Annotated in this window: 17 protein-coding genes and 1 tRNA gene; 14 read left to right on the top strand and 4 right to left on the bottom strand. The window is 63.2% G+C overall.

Annotated features, from left to right (window positions below):
• Window positions 1-10 precede the first annotated feature (10 nt).
• The 9 genes from IAG39_RS31190 (at window position 11) to rpoC (ending at window position 12,029) form a co-directional block, all read left to right on the top strand.
• Window positions 11-86 (top strand) — tRNA-Trp (locus IAG39_RS31190).
• A gap of 64 nt (window positions 87-150) precedes the next feature.
• Window positions 151-531, top strand: coding sequence for a preprotein translocase subunit SecE (gene secE, locus IAG39_RS31185; protein WP_054459362.1), 381 nt, complete (start codon window positions 151-153; stop codon window positions 529-531).
• Window positions 532-540: 9 nt separating this feature from the next.
• Complete coding sequence (nusG, locus tag IAG39_RS31180; protein WP_006389586.1) at window positions 541-1,074, top strand: transcription termination/antitermination protein NusG; 534 nt, start codon at window positions 541-543, stop codon at window positions 1,072-1,074.
• A 66-nt stretch (window positions 1,075-1,140) separates the two neighbouring features.
• Window positions 1,141-1,572 (top strand): 50S ribosomal protein L11, encoded by a 432-nt coding sequence (gene rplK, locus IAG39_RS31175; protein ID WP_006389587.1) that lies wholly within the window; start codon window positions 1,141-1,143, stop codon window positions 1,570-1,572.
• 2 nt (window positions 1,573-1,574) lie between these two features.
• Window positions 1,575-2,273 carry a 50S ribosomal protein L1 gene (rplA, locus tag IAG39_RS31170; protein WP_054459364.1) on the top strand — a complete coding sequence of 233 codons (699 nt, stop codon included), beginning with the start codon at window positions 1,575-1,577 and terminating at the stop codon, window positions 2,271-2,273.
• A 249-nt stretch (window positions 2,274-2,522) separates the two neighbouring features.
• Window positions 2,523-3,047 carry a 50S ribosomal protein L10 gene (gene rplJ, locus IAG39_RS31165; protein WP_013397032.1) on the top strand — a complete coding sequence of 175 codons (525 nt, stop codon included), beginning with the start codon at window positions 2,523-2,525 and terminating at the stop codon, window positions 3,045-3,047.
• Window positions 3,048-3,128: 81 nt separating this feature from the next.
• Window positions 3,129-3,509: a 50S ribosomal protein L7/L12 gene (gene rplL, locus IAG39_RS31160; protein ID WP_042795892.1), complete on the top strand. Its 381-nt coding sequence runs from the start codon at window positions 3,129-3,131 to the stop codon at window positions 3,507-3,509.
• Between the two features lie 163 nt (window positions 3,510-3,672).
• Window positions 3,673-7,785: a DNA-directed RNA polymerase subunit beta gene (gene rpoB, locus IAG39_RS31155; protein WP_059380284.1), complete on the top strand. Its 4,113-nt coding sequence runs from the start codon at window positions 3,673-3,675 to the stop codon at window positions 7,783-7,785.
• A complete protein-coding gene (gene rpoC, locus IAG39_RS31150; RefSeq protein WP_059380283.1) occupies window positions 7,785-12,029 on the top strand; it encodes a DNA-directed RNA polymerase subunit beta' in 4,245 nt (1,414 codons plus the stop codon). The genes rpoB and rpoC overlap by 1 nt, the downstream gene beginning before the upstream one ends.
• 109 nt (window positions 12,030-12,138) lie before the next feature.
• Here the strand turns inward: rpoC and IAG39_RS31145 are convergent, their stop codons facing one another.
• Complete coding sequence (locus IAG39_RS31145) at window positions 12,139-12,534, bottom strand: TssQ family T6SS-associated lipoprotein (protein ID WP_059380282.1); 396 nt, start codon at window positions 12,532-12,534, stop codon at window positions 12,139-12,141.
• A gap of 155 nt (window positions 12,535-12,689) precedes the next feature.
• Here IAG39_RS31145 and IAG39_RS31140 point away from each other — a divergent pair, with 155 nt between their 5' ends.
• Window positions 12,690-13,952: a serine/threonine protein kinase gene (locus tag IAG39_RS31140; RefSeq protein WP_118934693.1), complete on the top strand. Its 1,263-nt coding sequence runs from the start codon at window positions 12,690-12,692 to the stop codon at window positions 13,950-13,952.
• A gap of 12 nt (window positions 13,953-13,964) precedes the next feature.
• On the opposite strand, the gene IAG39_RS31135 is transcribed toward IAG39_RS31140, so the two are convergent.
• Genes IAG39_RS31135 through IAG39_RS31125 form a run of 3 tightly spaced genes read right to left on the bottom strand, consistent with a single transcriptional unit; the run spans window position 13,965 to window position 18,156 of the window.
• On the bottom strand, window positions 13,965-16,286 hold the full coding sequence (locus tag IAG39_RS31135) for a CHASE2 domain-containing protein (protein WP_118934695.1): 2,322 nt from the start codon (window positions 16,284-16,286) through the stop codon (window positions 13,965-13,967).
• A 10-nt stretch (window positions 16,287-16,296) separates the two neighbouring features.
• Window positions 16,297-17,406 (bottom strand): FecR domain-containing protein, encoded by a 1,110-nt coding sequence (locus IAG39_RS31130; RefSeq protein ID WP_059380279.1) that lies wholly within the window; start codon window positions 17,404-17,406, stop codon window positions 16,297-16,299.
• Between the two features lie 33 nt (window positions 17,407-17,439).
• Window positions 17,440-18,156 carry a response regulator transcription factor gene (locus IAG39_RS31125; RefSeq protein ID WP_118934697.1) on the bottom strand — a complete coding sequence of 239 codons (717 nt, stop codon included), beginning with the start codon at window positions 18,154-18,156 and terminating at the stop codon, window positions 17,440-17,442.
• A gap of 385 nt (window positions 18,157-18,541) precedes the next feature.
• On the opposite strand from IAG39_RS31125, the gene IAG39_RS31120 reads away from it, so the two are divergent.
• From IAG39_RS31120 to fusA, 4 genes are all read left to right on the top strand, one after another.
• On the top strand, window positions 18,542-19,132 hold the full coding sequence (locus IAG39_RS31120; protein WP_373429032.1) for a response regulator transcription factor: 591 nt from the start codon (window positions 18,542-18,544) through the stop codon (window positions 19,130-19,132).
• A gap of 549 nt (window positions 19,133-19,681) precedes the next feature.
• Window positions 19,682-20,059, top strand: a complete 378-nt coding sequence (gene rpsL / locus IAG39_RS31115; RefSeq protein ID WP_005017264.1) for a 30S ribosomal protein S12 — start codon at window positions 19,682-19,684, stop codon at window positions 20,057-20,059.
• A gap of 166 nt (window positions 20,060-20,225) precedes the next feature.
• Window positions 20,226-20,696, top strand: a complete 471-nt coding sequence (gene rpsG / locus IAG39_RS31110) for a 30S ribosomal protein S7 (protein ID WP_006216561.1) — start codon at window positions 20,226-20,228, stop codon at window positions 20,694-20,696.
• An 18-nt stretch (window positions 20,697-20,714) separates the two neighbouring features.
• Entirely contained in the window at window positions 20,715-22,817 is a 2,103-nt protein-coding gene (fusA, locus tag IAG39_RS31105; RefSeq protein ID WP_054459383.1) for an elongation factor G, read from the top strand.
• Window positions 22,818-22,889 lie beyond the last annotated feature (72 nt).

Below are 22,889 nucleotides of genomic sequence, written 5' to 3'. Positions count from 1 at the left end.
GTAGTGTTTTAGGGGCATAGCTCAATTGGCAGAGCGTCGGTCTCCAAAACCGAAGGTTGTAGGTTCGATTCCTACTGCCCCTGCCACCGCCAGGATAAACCCGCGGGAGATCATCGCGAGTTACGCATTCACGGCGGCTCGCGTCGCAATATGTCTAATACCAGCGTAGAAACCGTAACCAGTACCGCCGACCGGGTGAAGCTCGGGCTGGCGGTTCTTGTCGTTATTGCTGGCATCGTCGGGTTTTCCGTGCTCAGCGCGCAACCGATGCCTGCACGTATCGGCGTATTCGTCGGCGGCCTTGTGATCGCAGCCGTGATCGCCTGGTTCAGCGAACCCGGCCGCCGCACCCTGAGCTTCGCCAGCGAGTCCTACAACGAAGTCAAGCGTGTCTCGTGGCCCACGCGCAAGGAAACGACCCAGATGACGGGTATCGTTTTCGCGTTTGTGGCGGTCATGGGCCTTTTCATGTGGGTGCTCGACAAGGGCATCGAATGGATTCTTTACGGCCTGTTGTTGGGCTGGAAATAAGGACGGCGAATGAGTAAGCGTTGGTATGTCGTCCATGTGTACTCCGGCATGGAAAAAAGCGTACACAAGGCCCTGAACGAGCGCATCGAGCGCGCGGGCCTGCAAACGTCTTTTGGCCGCATTCTTGTGCCCTCCGAGGAAGTCGTCGAGGTCAAGGGTGGCCAGAAGTCGATCACCGAGCGCCGCATTTTCCCCGGTTATGTCCTGGTTGAAATGGACTTGACCGACGAAACGTGGCACCTGGTCAAGAACACCAACCGCGTCACCGGCTTTTTGGGTGGCTCGGGCAACCGTCCGACCCCGATTTCCGAAAAGGAAGTCGAGAAGATCCTCTCCCAGATGGAAGAGGGCGTCGAGAAACCCCGCCCCAAGATCCTGTTCGAAGTGGGCGAGATGGTTCGGGTCAAGGAAGGTCCGTTTGCAGACTTCAACGGCAACGTCGAAGAAGTCAATTACGAAAAGAGCAAGGTTCGCGTGTCTGTCACCATTTTTGGTCGCGCCACGCCCGTCGAACTCGATTTCAGTCAGGTCGAAAAGACCTAATTTCAACCCCCGGGGAGCTCCCAGGCCTGAACGCCCAGGAGCGATATAACCCGCAAGGAGCAAAGCATGGCGAAGAAGATCGTCGGCTTTATCAAGCTGCAAGTGCCGGCTGGTAAGGCTAACCCCTCCCCCCCGATTGGCCCGGCCCTGGGTCAGCGTGGCCTGAACATCATGGAATTCTGCAAGGCGTTCAACGCCAAGACCCAAGGCATGGAGCCTGGTCTGCCGATTCCGGTGGTGATCACCGCCTTCGCCGACAAGAGCTTCACCTTCATCATGAAGACCCCGCCCGCGACGGTCCTCATCAAGAAGGCCGCCGGCGTGCAAAAGGGTTCGTCCAAGCCGCATACCGACAAGGTCGGCACGCTGACCCGCGCTCAAGCTGAAGAGATCGCCAAGGCCAAGGGCCCCGATCTGACCGCCGCTGATCTGGACGCCGCCGTGCGTACGATCGCTGGCAGCGCCCGCAGCATGGGCATCACGGTTGAGGGGATCTAATCATGGCAAAACTGTCCAAGCGCGCCGCCGCCATTGCGCAGAAGATCGACCGCACCAAGCTGTACCCGGTCGCTGAAGCCCTGACCCTGGTCAAGGAAACCGCCGTCGCCAAGTTCAATGAATCCATTGACGTGGCCGTGCAACTCGGCATCGACCCGAAGAAGTCGGACCAACTGGTTCGCGGCTCGGTCGTTCTGCCCGCCGGCACCGGCAAGTCGGTCCGCGTGGCCGTGTTCGCCCAAGGCGACAAGGCTGAAGCCGCCAAGGCCGCTGGCGCCGACATCGTCGGTCTGGACGACCTGGCTGACCAGATCAAGGCCGGTCAAATGGACTTCGACGTGGTCATCGCCTCGCCCGACACGATGCGTGTCGTGGGTGCCCTGGGTCAGATCCTGGGTCCCCGTGGCCTGATGCCGAACCCGAAGGTCGGCACCGTGACCCCGGACGTCGCTACCGCTGTCAAGAACGCCAAGGCCGGTCAGGTTCAGTACCGCACCGACAAGGCTGGCATTATCCACGCAACGATCGGCCGCGCGTCGTTCGGCGTGGAACAGCTGCAAACCAACCTGGCCGCTCTGGTCGACGCCCTGCAAAAGGCTCGTCCCGCAGCTGCCAAGGGCATTTACCTGCGCAAGCTGGCCGTTTCGTCCACGATGGGCGGCGGTGCGCGCGTGGAAATTGCCTCGCTGTCGGCCAACTAAGCCGATAGCTGTAAACGTACTTTGGGCTGCATCCGGATTCCTCCGGATGTTGCTGTCAAAGACCGCTGGAGCAGGGTGGTTCAAGCAGTACCGGACCCCTCCGCTTAATACCGAAGCCCGTAAGGTTCGGATCCAGCGTAGACGGCGTCCCCAGGAAGATTTCTTTACACGAAGAACTCGACCAGGCGCCGCATTCGGTTGACGCGCAAGGCTCAGGCCCCAGGCGTCTTTTGATGGAGTGTTCAAACCGTGAGTCTCAATCGTCAAGAGAAAGCGGTGGTGATCGAGGAAGTCTCGGCGGAAGTCGCCAAGGCCCAATCGATTGTTATCGCTGAGTACCGTGGTCTGGACGTCGCCTCTGTCACCGTACTGCGCAAAACTGCGCGTGAATCGGGCGTGTATCTGCGTGTTCTGAAGAACTCGCTGGCCCGTCGTGCTGTTGCCGGCACGGCTTTCGAGCCGTTGGCTGAGCAACTGACCGGTCCGCTGATCTATGGCATCAGCGCTGATCCGGTTTCGGCGGCCAAGGTCCTCGCAGGTTTCGCGAAAAGCAACGACAAGCTGGTCATCAAGGCGGGCGCTCTGCCCAACAGCCTGCTGAACCAAGACGGCGTGAAGGCCCTGGCCACCATGCCCTCGCGCGAAGAGTTGCTGTCGAAGCTGCTGGGCACCATGCAAGCCCCCATCGCGCAATTCGTGCGTACGCTCAACGAAGTTCCGACCAAGTTCGCCCGTGGCCTCGCCGCCGTGCGCGACCAGAAGGCTGCGGCTTAATCGCCTGCCTTCACGGAATTCGCTGAACGACCGAGCGACACCCAAACCCTGGCATTACCAAATTATTTGGAGTTCTGAAAAATGGCACTTAACAAAGCTGAAATCCTTGACGCCATCGCTGGCATGACCGTGCTCGAGCTGTCCGAGCTGATCAAGGAAATGGAAGAGAAGTTCGGCGTGTCGGCTGCTGCCGCCGCTGTCGCTGTCGCTGCTCCCGCCGCTGGTGGCGCTGCCGCCGCCGCTGAAGAGCAAACCGAGTTCACCGTCGTCCTGACCGACGCCGGCGCCAACAAGGTCAGCGTCATCAAGGCCGTGCGCGAGCTGACCGGTCTGGGTCTGAAGGAAGCCAAGGACCTGGTCGACGGCGCTCCGAAGCCCGTCAAGGAAGCTGTGGCCAAGGCTGACGCCGAAGCCGCCAAGAAGAAGCTGGAAGAAGCTGGCGCCAAGGTCGAAGTCAAGTAAGACCTGCGTCAATTTGCCCGGGGACAGCGCAGTTTGCAGTCCCCGGGCTTTTGCGTTTCCAGGAAACCCCTACTGGGGGTATGCCCTTTACAGGGGGGTTTCCTGGAGTCGTATCACCTGGGGCCGTGGTTGACGGCCCATGCAACCTCGAGTCGGAGTGCTCATGCCTTACTCGTACACCGAAAAAAAGCGCATCCGCAAAAGCTTCGCCAAGCGTGAAGACGTTCAAAACGTTCCCTTCCTGTTGGCGACACAGCTTCAATCCTACCTAACTTTCCTGCAGGCGGATACCGCCCCGTCCGATCGCGTAGCCGACGGTTTGCAGGCGGCGTTCTCGTCGATTTTCCCGATCGTTAGTCACAACGGTATGGCGCGCTTGGAGTTCGTGAGCTATGTGCTCGGCGAACCGGTGTTCGATGTCAAGGAATGTCAGCAACGTGGCCTGACCTATGCCTCGCCCCTGCGAGCCAAGGTCCGCCTGGTGCTGCTTGACCGCGAAGTCAGCAAGCCCACCGTGAAGGAAGTGAAGGAACAGGAAGTCTACATGGGCGAAATTCCGCTCATGACGGGCACGGGTTCCTTCGTCATCAACGGCACCGAGCGTGTCATCGTTTCGCAGCTGCACCGCTCGCCTGGCGTGTTCTTCGAGCACGACCGCGGCAAGACCCACAGCTCCGGCAAGCTCCTGTTCTCGGCCCGCGTGATTCCTTACCGCGGCTCGTGGCTGGACTTCGAATTCGATCCGAAGGACGTCCTGTTCTTCCGCGTCGACCGTCGCCGCAAGATGCCCGTCACGATTCTGTGCAAGGCCATCGGCATGACGCCGGAATCGATCCTGGCCAACTTCTTCGACTTCGACAACTTCGAATTGAAGAGCGAAGGCGCGATGATGGAATTCGTGCCTGAGCGTTGGAAGGGCGAAATGGCCCGTTTCGACATCAGCGACCGCAGCGGCAAGGTCATTGTCGAAAAAGACAAGCGCATCAACGCCAAGCATCTGCGCGACCTGGCTGCCGGCGGCATCCAGCGCATCTCCGTGCCGGAAGACTTCCTGTACGGCCGCGTGCTGGCCAAGAACATCGTCGACCCGGACACCGGCGAAGTCATCGCCAACGCCAACGACGAGATCACGGAAAGCGTGCTGGGCGCCCTGCGCGCCGCCAACGTGCACGACATCCAGGCCCTCTACACGAACGACCTGGACCGCGGCCCGTACATCTCGCAAACGCTGCGCACCGATGAAACCGCCGACCAGATGGCCGCGCGAGTTGCCATCTACCGCATGATGCGTCCTGGCGAACCGCCCACCGAAGAAGCGGTGGAAGCGCTGTTCCAGCGTCTGTTCTACAGCGAAGAAACGTACGATCTGTCGCGCGTCGGCCGCATGAAGGTCAACAGCCGTCTGGGCCGTGGTGAAGACATCACGGGTCCGATGACGCTGACCAACGAAGACATCCTTGAAACCATCAAGGTGCTGGTCGAGCTGCGTAACGGCCGTGGCCAGATCGACGACATCGATCACCTGGGCAACCGCCGCGTGCGTTGCGTCGGCGAACTGGCCGAGAACCAGTTCCGCGCCGGCCTGGTGCGCGTCGAGCGCGCCGTCAAGGAACGTCTGGGCCAGGCCGAGACGGAAAACCTGATGCCGCACGACCTGATCAACTCCAAGCCGATCTCGGCTGCCATCAAGGAGTTCTTCGGTTCGAGCCAGCTGTCGCAGTTCATGGACCAAACCAACCCGCTGTCGGAAATCACGCACAAGCGTCGCGTTTCCGCACTGGGCCCGGGCGGTCTGACCCGCGAGCGCGCCGGCTTCGAAGTCCGCGACGTGCACCCGACCCACTACGGCCGCGTGTGCCCGATCGAAACGCCGGAAGGCCCGAACATCGGCCTGATCAACTCCATGGCGCTGTACGCTCGCCTGAACGAGTACGGCTTCCTGGAAACGCCTTACCGCAAGATCATTGACGGCAAGGTCAGCGAGCAGATCGACTACCTGTCGGCCATCGAAGAAAGCCACTACGTCATCGCGCAGGCCAACGCCGCGCTGGACGAGGAAGGCCGTTTCGTGGACGACCTGGTGGCTTGCCGCGAAGCTGGCGAAACCATGCTGACCGCCCCGGCCAACGTGCACTACATGGACGTTGCCCCGTCGCAGATCGTGTCGGTCGCCGCCTCGCTGATTCCGTTCCTGGAACACGACGACGCGAACCGCGCGCTGATGGGCGCCAACATGCAACGCCAGGCCGTGCCTTGCCTGCGTCCGGAAAAGCCGGTCGTGGGTACGGGCATCGAGCGCACCGTGGCCGTTGACTCGGGTACGACCGTGCAAGCCCTGCGTGGCGGCCTGGTCGACCACGTCGACGCCGAGCGCGTCGTGATCCGCGTGAACGATGAAGAAAACGTCGCTGGCGAAGTCGGCGTCGACATCTACAACCTGATCAAGTACACCCGTTCCAACCAGAACACGAACATCAACCAGCGTCCCATCGTCAAGCGTGGCGACAAGGTCGCCAAGGGTGACGTGCTGGCTGACGGCGCATCGACCGACCTGGGCGAACTCGCCCTGGGTCAGAACATGCTGATCGCGTTCATGCCCTGGAACGGCTACAACTTCGAAGACTCGATCCTGATCTCCGAAAAGGTTGTTGCCGATGACCGCTACACCTCGGTCCACATCGAGGAACTGACGGTCGTTGCTCGCGATACCAAGCTGGGTCCGGAAGAAATCACGCGCGACATCAGCAACCTGGCCGAGACGCAACTGAACCGCCTGGACGATTCGGGCATCACGTACATCGGCGCCGAAGTCAGCGCCGACGACGTGCTGGTCGGCAAGGTCACGCCCAAGGGCGAAACCCAGCTGACGCCCGAAGAAAAGCTGCTGCGCGCCATCTTCGGTGAAAAGGCGTCCGACGTTAAGGACACCTCGCTGCGCGTGCCCTCGGGCATGACCGGCACCGTGATCGACGTGCAAGTGTTCACGCGCGAAGGCATCGTGCGCGACAAGCGCGCCCAGTCCATCATCGACGATGAACTGCGCCGCTATCGCCAGGACCTGAACGACCAGCTGCGCATCGTTGAAAACGACCAGTTCGACCGTATCGAAAAGATGCTGGTCAACAAGACCGTCAACGGCGGCCCGCGCAAGCTGGCCAAGGGCGCCACGATCACCAAGGCATACCTGGCTGATCTGGACCGCTGGCAGTGGTTCGACATCCGCCTGGCCGACGAGCCGCATGCCGTCGTGCTGGAGCAGGCCAAGGAATCGCTGGAGCAGAAGCGCCACCAGTTCGACCTGGCTTTCGAAGAAAAGCGCAAGAAGCTGACGCAAGGCGACGAGCTGCCCCCGGGCGTGCTGAAGATGATCAAGGTCTACCTGGCCGTGAAGCGTCGTCTGCAGCCTGGCGACAAGATGGCAGGCCGTCACGGCAACAAGGGTGTGGTCTCGCGCATCACCCCGGTGGAAGACATGCCGCACATGGCTGACGGCACGCCGGCCGACATCGTTCTGAACCCGCTGGGCGTGCCCTCGCGGATGAACGTCGGCCAGGTGCTGGAAGTGCACTTGGGCTGGGCTGCCAAGGGCGTGGGCCATCGCATCGCCGACATGCTGCGCGACGAGCGCACTGCGCAGGTCAAGAACGTCCGCGCCTATCTGGACAAGGTCTACAACACGACCGGCACCGGCGCGCGCATCGACGAGCTGACCGACGAAGAAGTCATGGAAATGGCCCAGAACCTCAAGAACGGCGTGCCGTTCGCGACGCCCGTCTTCGACGGCGCGACCGAAGAGGAAATCACCACGATGCTGGAACTGGCCTATCCGGACGACGTCGCCAAGCGCATGGCGCTGACGCCTTCGCGTACGCAGGCGTGGCTGTACGACGGCCGCACCGGCGAGCAGTTCGAGCGCCCCGTCACGGTCGGCTACATGCACTACCTGAAGCTGCACCACTTGGTCGACGACAAGATGCACGCGCGTTCGACCGGCCCGTACTCGCTGGTTACCCAGCAGCCTCTGGGCGGCAAGGCGCAGTTCGGCGGTCAGCGTTTCGGGGAAATGGAAGTGTGGGCGCTGGAAGCATACGGCGCCGCCTACACCCTGCAGGAAATGCTGACGGTGAAGTCCGACGACATCACCGGCCGTACCAAGGTATACGAAAACATCGTCAAGGGCGATCACGTCATCGACGCCGGCATGCCGGAATCGTTCAACGTGCTGGTCAAGGAAATCCGCTCGTTGGCCCTGGACATGGATTTGGAGCGTAACTAATGAAAGCGCTACTCGACCTCTTTAAGCAAGTCTCGCAAGACGAGCAGTTCGATGCCATCAAGATCGGCATCGCCTCGCCCGAGAAGATCCGTTCGTGGTCCTACGGCGAAGTTCGCAAGCCCGAGACCATCAACTACCGTACGTTCAAGCCCGAGCGCGACGGCCTGTTCTGCTCCAAGATCTTTGGCCCGATCAAAGACTACGAGTGCTTGTGCGGTAAGTACAAGCGCCTGAAGCATCGTGGCGTGATCTGCGAAAAGTGCGGCGTGGAAGTCACCGTCGCCAAGGTTCGCCGTGAACGCATGGGCCACATCGAGCTGGCCAGCCCCGTCGCGCACATCTGGTTCCTGAAGAGCCTGCCGTCGCGTCTGGGCATGGTGCTCGACATGACCCTGCGCGACATCGAACGCGTGCTGTACTTCGAAGCCTGGTGCGTGATCGAACCCGGCATGACGCCGCTCAAGCGCGGCCAGATCATGTCGGATGACGATTTCCTCGCCAAGACCGAAGAGTACGGCGACGACTTCCGTGCCCTGATGGGCGCGGAAGCCGTGCGCGAACTGCTGCGCACCATCGACATCGACCGCGAAGTGGAAACGCTGCGCGGCGAACTGAAGGCCACCAGCTCGGAAGCCAAGATCAAGAAGATCTCCAAGCGCCTGAAGGTGCTGGAAGGCTTCCAGAAGTCCGGCATCAAGGCCGAGTGGATGGTCATGGAAGTGCTGCCCGTGCTGCCGCCGGACCTGCGTCCGCTGGTGCCGCTGGACGGCGGCCGCTTCGCGACCTCCGACCTGAACGACCTGTACCGCCGCGTCATCAACCGCAACAACCGCTTGAAGCGCCTGCTGGAGCTGAAGGCTCCGGAAATCATCCTGCGCAACGAAAAGCGGATGCTGCAGGAAGCCGTCGACTCGCTGCTGGACAACGGTCGCCGCGGCAAGGCCATGACGGGCGCCAACAAGCGCCAGCTCAAGTCCCTGGCCGACATGATCAAGGGCAAGAGCGGTCGTTTCCGTCAGAACCTGCTGGGCAAGCGCGTCGACTACTCGGGCCGTTCGGTCATCGTGGTGGGTCCGCAGCTCAAGCTGCATCAGTGCGGCCTGCCCAAGCTGATGGCCCTGGAACTGTTCAAGCCGTTCATCTTCAATCGTCTGGAGATGATGGGCCTGGCCACGACCATCAAGGCTGCCAAGAAGCTGGTGGAAAGCCAGGAACCGGTGGTCTGGGACATCCTGGAAGAAGTCATCCGCGAACACCCGGTCATGCTGAACCGTGCGCCCACGCTGCACCGTTTGGGCATCCAGGCGTTCGAGCCGGTCCTGATCGAAGGCAAGGCCATCCAGCTGCACCCGCTGGTTTGCGCGGCGTTCAACGCAGACTTCGACGGTGACCAGATGGCCGTGCACGTGCCGCTGTCGCTGGAAGCCCAGCTGGAAGCGCGCACGCTGATGCTGGCCTCCAACAACGTGCTGTTCCCGGCCAACGGCGAACCGTCGATCGTGCCGTCCCAGGACATCGTGCTGGGTCTGTACTACACGACGCGCGAGCGCATCAACGGCCGCGGCGAAGGCATCTTCTTCACCGACGTCGCTGAAGTGCAGCGCGCCTACGACAACGGCGAAGTCGAACTGCAGTCGCGCATCACCGTGCGCCTGAAGGAACACGAGCGCGATGAGAACGGCGAATGGCAGCCGGTGATCCGCCGTCACGAGACGACGGTCGGCCGCGCGCTGCTGTCCGAAATCCTGCCCAAGGGCCTGCCCTTCACGGTGCTGAACAAGGCGCTGAAGAAGAAGGAAATCTCGCGCCTGATCAACCAGTCGTTCCGCCGCTGCGGCCTGCGCGACACGGTGATCTTCGCTGACAAGCTGATGCAGTCGGGCTTCCGCCTGGCCACGCGCGGCGGTATCTCCATCGCCATGGGCGACATGCTGATCCCGACCGCCAAGGAAGGCATCCTGGCCGAAGCCAGCCGCGAAGTGAAGGAAATCGACAAGCAGTACTCGTCGGGTCTGGTCACGTCCCAGGAACGCTACAACAACGTGGTGGACATCTGGGGCAAGGCCGGCGACAAGGTCGGCAAGGCGATGATGGAACAACTGGCCACCGAGCCCGTGATCAACCGTCACGGCGAAGAAGTGCGCCAGGAATCGTTCAACTCCATCTACATGATGGCTGACTCGGGCGCCCGCGGTTCGGCCGCCCAGATCCGCCAGCTGGCCGGTATGCGCGGCCTGATGGCCAAGCCGGACGGCTCGATTATCGAAACGCCGATTACCGCGAACTTCCGTGAAGGCCTGAACGTACTCCAGTACTTCATCTCGACTCACGGCGCGCGTAAGGGTCTGGCCGATACGGCACTGAAGACCGCCAACTCGGGTTACCTGACTCGTCGTCTGGTCGACGTGACGCAAGACTTGGTGATTACCGAGGACGATTGCGGCACCTCGCAGGGCTACAACATGAAGGCCCTGGTCGAAGGCGGTGAAGTCATTGAACCGTTGCGCGATCGCATCCTGGGTCGTGTGGCTGCCGTTGATATCGTCAACCCGGACACGCAGGAAACGGCCATCGTCGCCGGCACCCTGCTGGACGAAGACATGGTCGACACCATCGACCGCATCGGCGTGGACGAAGTCAAGGTCCGCACGCCGCTGACTTGCGAAACGCGCCACGGTCTGTGCGCGCACTGCTACGGCCGCGACCTCGGCCGCGGCTCGCCGGTCAACCAGGGCGAAGCGGTTGGCGTCATCGCCGCTCAGTCCATCGGTGAACCGGGCACGCAGCTGACGATGCGTACGTTCCACATCGGTGGCGCGGCGTCGCGTTCGGCCCTGGCCAGCGCGGTGGAAACCAAGTCCAGCGGTACCGTCGGCTTTGCCAGCACGATGCGCTACGTCACCAACGCCAAGGGCGAACGCGTGGCGATCTCGCGCTCCGGCGAACTGGCGATCTTCGACGACAACGGCCGCGAACGCGAACGCCACAAGATCCCGTACGGCGCGACCGTGCTGGTTGGCGATGGCGAAGCCGTGAAGGCTGGCGCGCGTCTGGCGACGTGGGATCCGCTGACCCGTCCGATCGTGTCGGAATACGGCGGCGCCGTCCGCTTCGAGAACATCGAAGAAGGCGTGACCGTTGCCAAGCAGGTGGACGAAGTCACCGGCCTGTCGACGCTCGTCGTCATCACGCCGAAGACCCGTGGCGGCAAGATCGTCATGCGTCCGCAGATCAAGCTGGTCAACGAGAACGGCGAAGACGTTAAGATCGCCGGCACCGATCACTCGGTGAACATCTCGTTCCCGGTGGGCGCGCTGATCACGGTGCGTGACGGCCAGCAGGTTGCCGTGGGTGAAGTTCTGGCGCGTATTCCGCAAGAATCGCAAAAGACCCGCGACATTACCGGCGGTCTGCCGCGCGTGGCCGAGCTGTTCGAAGCCCGTTCGCCGAAGGATGCCGGCATGCTCGCCGACGTCACCGGCACGGTCTCGTTCGGCAAGGACACCAAGGGCAAGCAGCGTCTGGTCATCACCGACCTGGAAGGCGTGAGCCACGAGTTCCTGATTCCGAAGGAAAAGCAGGTTCTGGTGCACGACGGCCAAGTGGTGAACAAGGGCGAAATGATCGTGGACGGCCCGGCCGATCCCCACGACATCCTGCGCCTGCAAGGCATCGAGAAGCTGGCGACGTACATCGTCGACGAAGTGCAGGACGTGTACCGTCTGCAGGGCGTGAAGATCAACGACAAGCATATTGAAGTGATCGTCCGCCAGATGCTGCGCCGCGTGAACATCGTCGACGCCGGCGATACCGAGTTCATCCCGGGCGAGCAGGTCGAGCGCTCCGAGCTGTTGAACGAGAACGACCGCGTCACGGCTGAAGACCGCCGTCCGGCCAGCTACGACAACGTGCTGCTGGGTATCACCAAGGCCTCGCTGTCGACCGACTCGTTCATCTCGGCCGCTTCGTTCCAGGAAACCACCCGGGTCCTGACCGAAGCCGCCATCATGGGCAAGCGCGACGACCTGCGCGGCTTGAAGGAAAACGTCATCGTCGGCCGCCTGATCCCGGCCGGTACCGGCCTGGCTTACCACCATGCCCGCAGGGACAAGGAAGCGCTGGAGGCTGCGGAACGCGAAGCCGCCCGCCAGCTGGCCAACCCGTTCGAAGACTCGCCGGTCACGGTGGGCTCGGATGCGGAAACGCCGGCTTCCGACCTGGGCGCCGAGGATTCCGCCGAATAAGCGGAAACACCCGGCAGGGATGCCGCGCGCAGTCCGGCGCGGCATGCCCGGAATCAAAAAGGCCGCTGATGCAAATCAGCGGCCTTTTTTTTGTCTGGCGCAGGGGAAGTTACTTTGGAACCTGTGCCTGCGCGTGCCGGAAGACGGGTCCCCAGACCGGATGGCCGGCTTCGTTGGGCGCCAGTTCAAAGGCGGGGTCCAGGGCCAGAATGCGGGCGAAACTGTCTTCGCACAGCCGCGGATACTTGCTCACGCAGTAGCTGAACGCCTGCAGCTTGTAGGCCTCGATGCGTACGGCCTTGGTGGAAGTGGCCAGGGCGTCGGAGGTGGCGACGCCGCGGATGACTTCTCCGTAGCGGCCGGCGCTATATTTGTCGCGTACCTGCTGCAGCTGGTCCAGGGCTTCCGCGGTGGGAGGCGCTTCCGGCTTTTGGGATGAGACGCCGGCGCAGCCCGCCAGCAGGGCCGATAAGCCGAGCAGACTACTCAGAACGCGAATTTTCATGGCTTCCAAAGGTGTAGAGAGGTTTAGCGGTACGCTATCGTGCCACAGCCTGATGCGCTCGGACATTTTCGGCAATGTCCTTGCGGTGCGGATTGGATAATATTCGCCTTATTCCATAGTTAATTCAGCTGTCGCGCGACAGCGCAGTCCCGATCATGTCTTCTTCCGCCGGCCTCCTGACGCCGCGTGGCCCTTTTTCCGGCGCCGCGCCGCTTGCACTGCGTCCGCTGAGCGCCATCGCCGCCAGCACGGCGGGGGGCGTGCCGGAAACCCGCATCAAGCGGCTTTTGTCCGATCTGCTGCCATCCTTGATGGCGCTGCATGCCCAAGGTGAAATCTGCGGCGATATTTCGCTGGACACGGTGGGCATGGACGAAAACGCCCGTGCCCATCTGGTGCCCGAACTAGTCGTGGCGCGGTCGCGCCGCGCCACCCGCACGCCGACCCCGGGGTTTGCGCCGTTCGAACTCTACACGGATTCGATGGAATGGCCGCGCGGCCCTTGGAGCGATATCTACGCCTTGTGCGCGGTGATGCACGCCCTGATCATTGGCAGCAAGCCCGTCCCGGCGCCCGAACGCCGGGCTGAAGATAGCTACGAACCGCTCGCGTCCCTGGGTTTGCCGAAATACAGCCCGCACTTCCTGTCAGTGATCGACGCCGGCCTGGCCATGGCGCCCGCCGACCGCCCGCAGACGCTGGCCGATCTGGCCGGCATGCTGGGCATCGCCGCGCAGGTCGAAACGGCGCCGGATCCGGTGATTCCGGCACCGGCTTCGCGCGCGGCGCCGGCGGCTGCTGCCGCAGTGCATCAACCCGCCCGCGGGCGCCATCCGCTGCTGGTGCTGCTGCTCATCGTGGCGTTGATCGGCGCGGGCGTATATGCCTGGTTCGAGTCTGGCATGGGCGCGCCCAATGCGCTGATCACCCGGTCCGAAGTGGTCCAGCCGAACCCGCCGGCGGTGCATCCCCTGCCGCCGCCATCGGCGCCGGGCGCCACGTCTGTGGCGCCGCCATCGCTGCCCGAGGTTCGAACCCCGCAGGAATCCGCGCCTCAACCCCCAGTCGCGGGAAGCGCGCCAGCTCAGGGTGACACTCCGGCTCAGCCGGCGCTGCCTGCCGAGGCGTCTGGGACTGCGCCAACTTCACCCGCGACCGCGCCGGCGGAGACTCCCGCCGTGGCCGAAGAGGCTCCCAAACCCAAACCGGTTCCCGTGCAGGTGCGATTGGACATCCGCCCATGGGGCGAGGTCTGGATCAATGGCGTGGCGCGTGGCATCAGTCCGCCGGTCAAGGAACTGCGGCTGATTCCCGGCAAGTACCAGGTGGTGCTGCGCAACGCCGATCTGCCGCCCTACCGCATGACGCTGGAGGTCAAGGCGGGTAAGCCCGCCGTGATCTCGCACGTCTTCCAATAGGGAACGCCGCGGCTACGCCGCGGGCATTTCCTCCGGCGCCATCGGCAGGCGCAGCGTGAAGACCGAACCCACGCCCAGCTCGCTGCTGACCTCGACCGATCCACCGTGGCGTTCGGCCACCGTGCGCACGAATGCCAGGCCCAGGCCCGCGCCGCCAACATCGCCGCGGGTTTCCACACCCACGCGCGAGAACGGCTCGAACAAGCGGGCCAGGTCCTGCGCTGCGATACCCTGTCCCTGATCGCGGATGTTGACGCGCCAGAAGCCAGGTTCCTCGTCGATGCCGCATTCGATCCGCGTGTCCGCCGGGCTGTATTTGATGGCGTTGTCGATCAGATTGCACAGCGTGCGCATGAGCAGGGTCTGATCGCCGCGGACGTAGGCGCCGGGCAGCGGTAGCGCGAGGGTGAGTTCGATGCCGCGTTTCTGTGCCGAGGCCCAGAATTCGTCCACGGCGTCCTGCAGCAGGCTACCCAGATCCAGCTCCACCGCGCTGATCGTCATCGACTCGGCGCGCGTGAGGTGCACGAAATCGTCGACCAGGCGCAGCGTGCGGTTGGCCAGCGCGGCGATGCGGCCCAGGGTTTCACCCTGGCCTTCGGTCGAACCGCTTTCCTGTTTCATTTCGACCAGCGCGAGGATCGAGCTTTGGGGCGCGCGCATGTCGTGCGAGATGAAGCGCAGGGTTTCCTCGCGTTGGCGTTCCGCCTGGCGGATGCGCGAGATGTCCGTCAGCGTGGTGACGGTGCCGGCGAAGTTGCCTTCGGCGGTATGGATGGGGGCGCATTTCAGGATCAGGTCGCGCCCGGCGTGGTCGCGTATTTCCAGGTCGGCGCTCCAGGGCGATGACGCGGCGACCGGGCCTTGGCCGCTGAGCGCTTCGGCGACGCGTTGGCGGGTGGCGGGATCGGAGATGGTCTTCTCGAGCAGGTGCGCGGCCGGACGGCCGACGCGGGGAGGGCGCATGCCCAGCCGCTGGAAATACATGACAGCAGCCTGGTTGCGGAATTGCATGCGGCCGTCCTGATCGAAAACCAGCGTGGCGTCCGGCATGCCGTCCAGGCCGTCAGCGAGGAAGCGGCGCAGGTTGCGCACGCGGGCCAGCGCCCGGCGCAGCTCCCCGACGCGGCTCTCCAGCGACACGCTGGGTCCCGCGCCCTGGGCGCCGGCCTCGTTCAGCACCTGCGGGTACTCGCGCTGCAGGCGGCGCAGTTCGTTGTCCATGTAGCGCAGCGCGGCCTCCTGGCTGCGCCAGCTCCAGAGCGGATAGCACAGCGTCACGCCCAGCAGCGCCGCAGCGGGCGCGAACCACACATAGGCGTAGGCCAGCAGCAGCAGCGCGGTCAGCAGGATGAGGGCGAACAGCGCCAGGCTGACCAGCAGGGCCCGCTTGGGCGACAGCCGCCACAGGGCCAGGCAGGCCAGCAGCACGGGCAGCGCCGCAAACAGCGCGTTGCACCAGGCGGGCGGCAGCCTATAGGCGATGTCGTCGCGCGCGGCGTGCAGCAGGTTGGCGATGATCTCCACCCCCGACATGCCGCTGACGTCATGCGAAACCGGTGTCGGGTAGGCGTCGCCCAGGCCGGTGGCCCAGGCGCCGACCAGCACGTACTTGTCGCGCAGTTCCTCCGGCGACAGATCTCCACGCAACACGGACAGGTAGGACACGGTCCGCGTATGCGCGGTGGGGCCGGCGTAGGGAATCAGGATGCTGCCGTCAGGCGCGGCACGTTGCAACAGCTTTTGCGCGGAATCCGGTTCGCCGCCGACGTCGAGCATGGCCAAGGCCAGATGGTTCCAGCGGCGGTCTCCAAGCCGCGCGGTCAGGGTGGCTTCGCGCACCACGCCATCGGGGTCGATGCGCGCGTTGATGAAGCCTTTCGCGGCGGCGGCCTGCGACACGCCGGGGATGGGTTCGTTGACGGCGGCAGGGCGGTCGAGCCGGTCCAGCACGACCGGCAGGACGGTACGGCCGTGGCGCCGGATGCTGTCGGCCAGGATGCGGTCGTCGTTCGGATTGGCCATGTCCGGCTCGGCGAAGATCAGGTCCAGCGCGACGGCGCGAGCGCCCTGGAGCCGGTCCAGCAGCGCCGCGTGGACCGCGCGCCGCCAGGGCCAGTGGCCCAGCGCCTTGACGCTGTCATCGTCTATCGCGACGATCAGGATATCGGGATCGGCACCGCGTCCGGTCATCGACAAGGCGCGGTCATAAAGAATCTGGTCGAAACGGCCCAGGCCGTTGAAAGCGCCCAGGATGGCGGCAAGCGCCGCCAAAGCCACAGTCAGCCACAGCCCTGAGCGCGAGGTCCGGTCCTGCGGATCGGCATCGGCCATGGGGCGGGCTCTAGTAATCGGTCAGCGTGATCAGGCCGCCCGTGCCGCTGGCCACGCCAGAGCCGTCGGAGGTCAGGAGCATGTTCGCGCCCTCGAAGGTGGCGATCGCGTCGCGCCCGTTCAGGCCCAGGTCATCCACTGCGCGCACCGACACGTAGTAGGTGCCGGGACCGGGCGCCGTAAAGCGGATGTCGTTGCTGGGGAAGCTCGTCGACGATACCGGCAACGCGCCTTCGGCATCGCGCGAAACGCGCACCAGATAGCTCTGTGCGCCGGACACGGGCGAGACGTCGGCGGTCCAGGCGCCGCCGCCCGCCCGCGTGGGCGTGCCCAGCTGCGGCGCATCCAGCAGCGCACGCATGCCCGAGACCACGCCGTCCGAGCCGACCGCCGCGCCGTAGCCCGTGGCCACCGCCACGGGCTTGGCCGGAGCCGATCCGGGGGCGTGGGGCTGCAGCCGCACGCTGCCTTCCAGCACTTCGCTGTGCACGCCTTGTGCGCCGCTTTGCACGCGGAAGCGCGTGCCGCGTACGCCGGTGACTGCGACCGGCGTGCGGATTTCGAAACGGCCCACGCCTTGTCCCGCAGGTGCCACGGACGATTCCACGCCGCCCTTTTGCACCTGGACGACGGAATCCGTCAGCGCGGTGCCTTCGAACTGGCGCAGGCGCGTCAGCTCGACCGAACCGCCAGCCGGCAGCGTCAGCTTGGAACCATCGGCCAGCTCCAGCGTCACGAAGCCGTTGGCGGCGGTGCCGACCGTACTGCCTTCGGCCACGGTGTCGCCAGCCCGCAGGGCCTTGCCGTCGACGTTCGCCTGGCCGCTGACGTGCACGACACGGGCATCGGCGGGCCGCACGGGAATCATGGACAGGGGAATGCGCAACTCCAGCCCGATGGGCAGGGCTTCGGGCGTGACGACCTTGTTCAGGGTCTGCAACTGGTTCCAGTTGGCCGGCTTGTGCGTATAGCGGGTCGCCAGGTCGATCAGCGTATCGCCTTGGCGGATGCGGTAGATGAAATCATCCCCCAGCGCGCCGGCGGGCTGGCTGTGCGCCGGCGCCATCAGCGTGAGGCAGGAAATCAGGCCAAGCAAAGAAAGCGCGCGGCAGCGGCTCATGACTCTCGTTTCTCCAGGGATGCGCGCAGGCGCTTACTGCGGATTGACTGCGATGTCTTCCGGCGAGCTGATCAGCTCGAGCCGGTAGCCCAGCGCATAGGAAGACGTGAGGCGCACGCCATTTTCCGGACGCAGCTGGAGCTTTTGCCGGATGTTCGACAAATGAGTGTCCAGGGTGCGCGAGGTGGCCGGAATTTCCCGGTTCCATACGCATTCGGCCAGCACGTCGCGGGACATGAGGCGGCCGACATTGCGGAAAAACAGCAGCGCCAGTTCGAATTCCTTGGGGGCGAGCGGCACAACCGCGGAATCCAGTGTGATGCTGCGGGCGGCGGGCTCGATGCGATAACGCGCCACGTCGAAGGCATCGTCCGCAGGTTCGGCGATCTGGCTGCGGCGCAGCAAGGCCGCCACCCGCGCCAGCAGCTCCAGGGGGCGCAACGGTTTGACGATGTAGTCGTCCGCGCCGGCGCGCAGGCCTTCCACCAGATCGTCCTCGCTGGACCGATTGGTCAGGAAGATGACTGGGATGCGCGGACCGATATTGGCACGCAGCCACCGCACCACATCATCACCATCGATGTCGGGCAGATGCCAGTCCAGCAGCACCAGGTCGAAATGCTCAGTGCGCAGCGCGGCCAGCAGATCGCGGCTTTGCTGATAACTGGTGCAGTCGTATCCGGCAGTGGTCAGAACTTGCTGGATGCGGCGTGCTTGATCCAGGTCGTCTTCCAGCGACGCGATTTTCATCAGACGTGTTCTCGCGAAGGTTTGCTACGCAAGCGCGCGCTATGGCGCCCTACTGCAAGATGAGAAAGGAATATATAGGTGTAAACGAATGATAACTCGGGAGAGGCCCCGGCTGGCTACGTTATGGCAAGAACTGTCAAACATTGCAAAGTTGACGAATCTTGACTGGAGTTGTTGCGTAACAACGCGCCACACTGTCTCAATCGTTCTCCCCCTCCCTCAGTATGGCGAGGGCGGAGCCGGTCGAGGTTGTTGGTCGGATGGAACAGATATGAATCAATTGCGCATACTTATGATGTCACCGGACGAGGCCGCTCGCGGCATTGCCGTGTCCGCATTGTTGCAAGCTGGTATTTCTGCACGCGGTTGCTCGACGTCTCTCGAATTGTTTGGATTGCTCAACGGCGGCGGCTATGACGTCGTGGTCCTGGATGTCGGGACCTTGGGCGAAATCGGCTACGCCCTGGTGGCGCGTCTGCACGGCTCGTCGTCGATGGGCATCGTGGTCACGGGGCGCGGCATGTCGGTGGATAGCCGCCTGCGCTGCCTGCAAAGCGGCGCGGACGCCTGTCTGCCAGATCCGCAGGATCCGCGCGAACTGGCCTGCATCCTGTTGTCCCTGGCCCGTCGCCTGCCCGCGGGGCAGGAAGCGGCGTCCGTGGGCGAGGCCGCCCAGAACGGACAGTGGGAACTGCGCGACCAGGGCTGGACTCTGGCGGCGCCCTCGGGGGCGACCATCTCCCTGTCCGCCAATGAACGCCTGATCGTGCGCTCGTTGCTGGAAGTCGCGGGCAAGGCCGTGGGCCGCACCGAGCTGGGTGACGAGCTGCAGGTCGAGGGCGGTTCGGTGCGCGCCAGCGGTTCGCGCAGCATCGACGTGATCGTCAGCCGCTTGCGCCGCAAGGCCGAGCTGGCCGGAGTGATGTTGCCGATACGCACGGTCTACGGCAGCGGCTACCTGTTCGCCGACCAGTAGCGCGGGCGGGTACACTGGCCGCCGCGCCAGGCGCCGGCCGCCGCCGGAAAGTCTGCTATCGTTTTCCCGCAGTCGGCCGCGCTCAGTGGCCCCGGTTTTCGGTTCCGCTTTTTGGTGTATGTGGCCCTAATTTCCGCGAGCGCCGCCGAACTGGCGTTCTTCTGCCGGCAATATGCCACGTCGCCTGACTTACAATTTTCTTTGACAGCAAGCCTTTATCTCAGTTATGCTAAAGGGCTTACTGCTTTATTTCGCGCGCAAAAACTGGCCGCGGTAGGGCTCAGAAGTACGGTGTCTGGGAACGGGGTGCGTCACGAGCCTTTCGTCTTCCAAACCACACGGCTTCGCGGCATCGGGTCTTTCCGGCGTCGTCGCTCCACGGCATCCAGCTTTGTGCGTTTTGTCATAGTTTGTTGGCAAGCCCGCTCTTTTACGTATACGAACGTTTGAGGCGGTTTTGCGCGAACTGCCTTCTCCGAAAGTTCACTGCTTGAGGAGACGAGTACGTAAGTACTTACCCAGTGGTACGTAAAAGGGATTTCAAAGGTCATGCCTACCATTAGCCAACTCGTGCGCAAGCCGCGCGAAGTCAGCATCATCAAAAGCAAGAGCCCCGCGCTCGAAAACTGCCCGCAACGCCGCGGCGTGTGCACTCGCGTGTACACCACCACCCCCAAGAAGCCGAACTCCGCTCTGCGTAAGGTTGCCAAAGTGCGTCTGACCAACGGTTACGAAGTCATTTCGTACATCGGCGGTGAAGGCCACAACCTGCAAGAGCACTCGGTGGTTCTGGTGCGTGGCGGTCGTGTGAAGGACTTGCCCGGTGTGCGTTATCACATCGTGCGCGGTTCCCTCGACCTGCAAGGCGTCAAGGATCGTAAGCAAGCCCGCTCGAAGTACGGCGCCAAGCGCCCGAAGAAGGCTTAATAACGAGTCAGCAGTACCCCCGCGTGGCGGAAGTCCGTCACTAGGGAAGTGCGACCGCGCCATCCAGATGATGGGAATGTGCGCGGCACGTAAGGGGTCGTCTCCATGGACGGCCATGGCCGTGTAATGAAACACGGTTCAACTGAACAGACACAAGGAAGCAACAATGCCCCGTCGTCGCGAAGTACCCAAGCGCGAGATTCTGCCCGATCCCAAGTTCGGCAGCGTCGAACTCGCCAAGTTCATGAACGTCGTCATGCTGGACGGCAAGAAGGCCGTCGCCGAGCGCATCGTCTACGGTGCCCTCGAGCAAGTGCAAACCAAGACCGGCAAGGAGCCGATCGAAGTTTTCAGCCTGGCGATCAACAACATCAAGCCGATCGTCGAAGTGAAGAGCCGCCGCGTTGGCGGTGCCAACTACCAAGTGCCGGTTGAAGTGCGCCCCGTGCGCCGCCTGGCCCTGGCTATGCGTTGGCTCCGTGAAGCCGCCAAGAAGCGTGGCGAGAAGTCGATGGATCTGCGTCTTGCTGGCGAACTGATCGACGCCTCCGAAGGTCGTGGCGCCGCGATGAAGAAGCGCGAAGACACGCACAAGATGGCAGAGGCCAACAAGGCCTTCAGCCATTTCCGCTGGTAATTTAAGGACTAACCCACCATGGCCCGCAAAACCCCGATCGAGCGCTATCGCAACATTGGTATCTCTGCGCACATCGATGCAGGGAAAACCACCACGACCGAACGTATCCTGTTCTACACCGGCGTCAATCACAAGATTGGCGAAGTGCATGATGGCGCAGCCACCATGGACTGGATGGAACAAGAGCAAGAGCGTGGCATCACCATTACGTCGGCTGCTACGACGGCGTTTTGGCGTGGCATGGCCAAGAACTATCCCGAACACCGCATCAACATCATCGACACCCCGGGACACGTGGACTTCACCATTGAGGTGGAACGTTCCATGCGCGTCCTGGACGGTGCTTGCATGGTCTACTGCGCGGTGGGCGGTGTTCAGCCCCAGTCCGAAACCGTGTGGCGCCAAGCCAACAAGTACGGCGTGCCGCGTCTGGCCTTCGTCAACAAGATGGACCGCACCGGTGCCAACTTCTTCAAGGTCTATGACCAGCTGAAGAACCGCCTGCGCGCGAACCCCGTCCCCGTCGTGATCCCCATCGGCGCCGAAGACACGTTCAAGGGCGTGATCGACCTGGTCAAGATGAAGGCGATCATCTGGGACGAAGCCAGCCAAGGCATCAAGTTCGACTACGAAGACATTCCGGCCGAACTGCAAGGCGCGGCTGAAGAATGGCGCGAAAAGCTGGTCGAAGCTGCCGCCGAGTCGTCCGAGGAACTGATGAACAAGTACCTCGAGACCGGTTCGCTGGAAGAAGCCGAGATCAACCTGGCCATCCGTCAGCGCACCATCGCCGGCGAAATCCAGCCGATGCTGTGCGGCACCGCCTTCAAGAACAAGGGCGTGCAGCGCATGCTCGACGCCGTCATCGACTACCTGCCGTCGCCTGTGGATATTCCGCCGGTCGAAGGCACCGATGACAACGGCAACGAAGTCCTGCGTCAAGCCGACGACGGCGAGAAGTTCTCGTCGCTGGCGTTCAAGCTGATGACCGACCCGTTCGTCGGCCAATTGACCTTTGTCCGCGTGTACTCGGGCGTCCTGAAGTCGGGCGACACCGTGTTCAACCCGATCAAGGGCAAGAAGGAGCGTATCGGCCGCATTCTGCAGATGCACGCGAACAACCGCGAGGAAATCAAGGAAGTTCTGGCTGGCGACATCGCCGCCGTCGTGGGCCTGAAGGACGTGACCACCGGCGAAACGCTGTGCGATGTCGATTCGCACGTGACGCTGGAGCGCATGGAGTTCCCCGAGCCCGTGATTTCGCAGGCCGTGGAACCCAAGTCCAAGGCTGACCAGGAAAAGATGGGCCTGGCGCTGTCGCGCCTGGCGCAGGAAGATCCGTCGTTCCGCGTGCGCAGCGACGAAGAATCCGGCCAGACCATCATTTCCGGCATGGGCGAACTGCACCTGGAAATTCTGGTTGACCGCATGAAGCGCGAATTCGGCGTGGAAGCGAACGTCGGCAAGCCGCAAGTGGCTTACCGCGAAACCATCCGCAAGACCTGCGACGAAGTTGAAGGCAAGTTCGTCAAGCAGTCGGGCGGTCGCGGCCAGTACGGTCACGTGGTTCTGAAGGTCGAGCCGTTGGCTCCTGGCGGTGGCTACGAATTCGTGGACGCCATCAAGGGCGGCGTGGTTCCTCGCGAGTACATCCCTGCGGTGGACAAGGGCATCCAGGAAACGCTGCCTTCGGGCGTGTTGGCTGGCTACCCGATCGTCGACGTCAAGGTCACGCTGTTCTTCGGTTCGTACCACGACGTGGACTCGAACGAAAACGCGTTCAAGATGGCCGGCTCCATGGCATTCAAGGAAGGTCTGCGCAAGGCCAGCCCCGTGCTGCTGGAACCGATGATGGCCGTTGAAGTCGAAACGCCTGAAGACTACGCTGGCACCGTGATGGGCGATCTGTCCTCGCGTCGCGGCATGGTTCAGGGCATGGACGACATGGTTGGCGGCGGCAAGACCATCAAGGCCGAAGTTCCGCTGGCCGAGATGTTCGGTTACGCCACGAACCTGCGTTCGCTGACGCAAGGTCGTGCCACGTACACGATGGAATTCAAGCATTACTCCGAAGCTCCCAAGAACGTCGCTGACGAAGTCATCGCCGCTCGGGCCAAGTAAATAACCCTCGCCGCGTCCGCCCAAAAGGCGGCGCGGCAAATATCGAAATTTCCTTGAAAGTCAAAGGATAGA

Source organism: Achromobacter xylosoxidans (assembly GCF_014490035.1).
Taxonomy (GTDB): domain Bacteria; phylum Pseudomonadota; class Gammaproteobacteria; order Burkholderiales; family Burkholderiaceae_B; genus Achromobacter; species Achromobacter bronchisepticus_A.
This window is presented reverse-complemented; position numbering and strand designations above follow the sequence as displayed.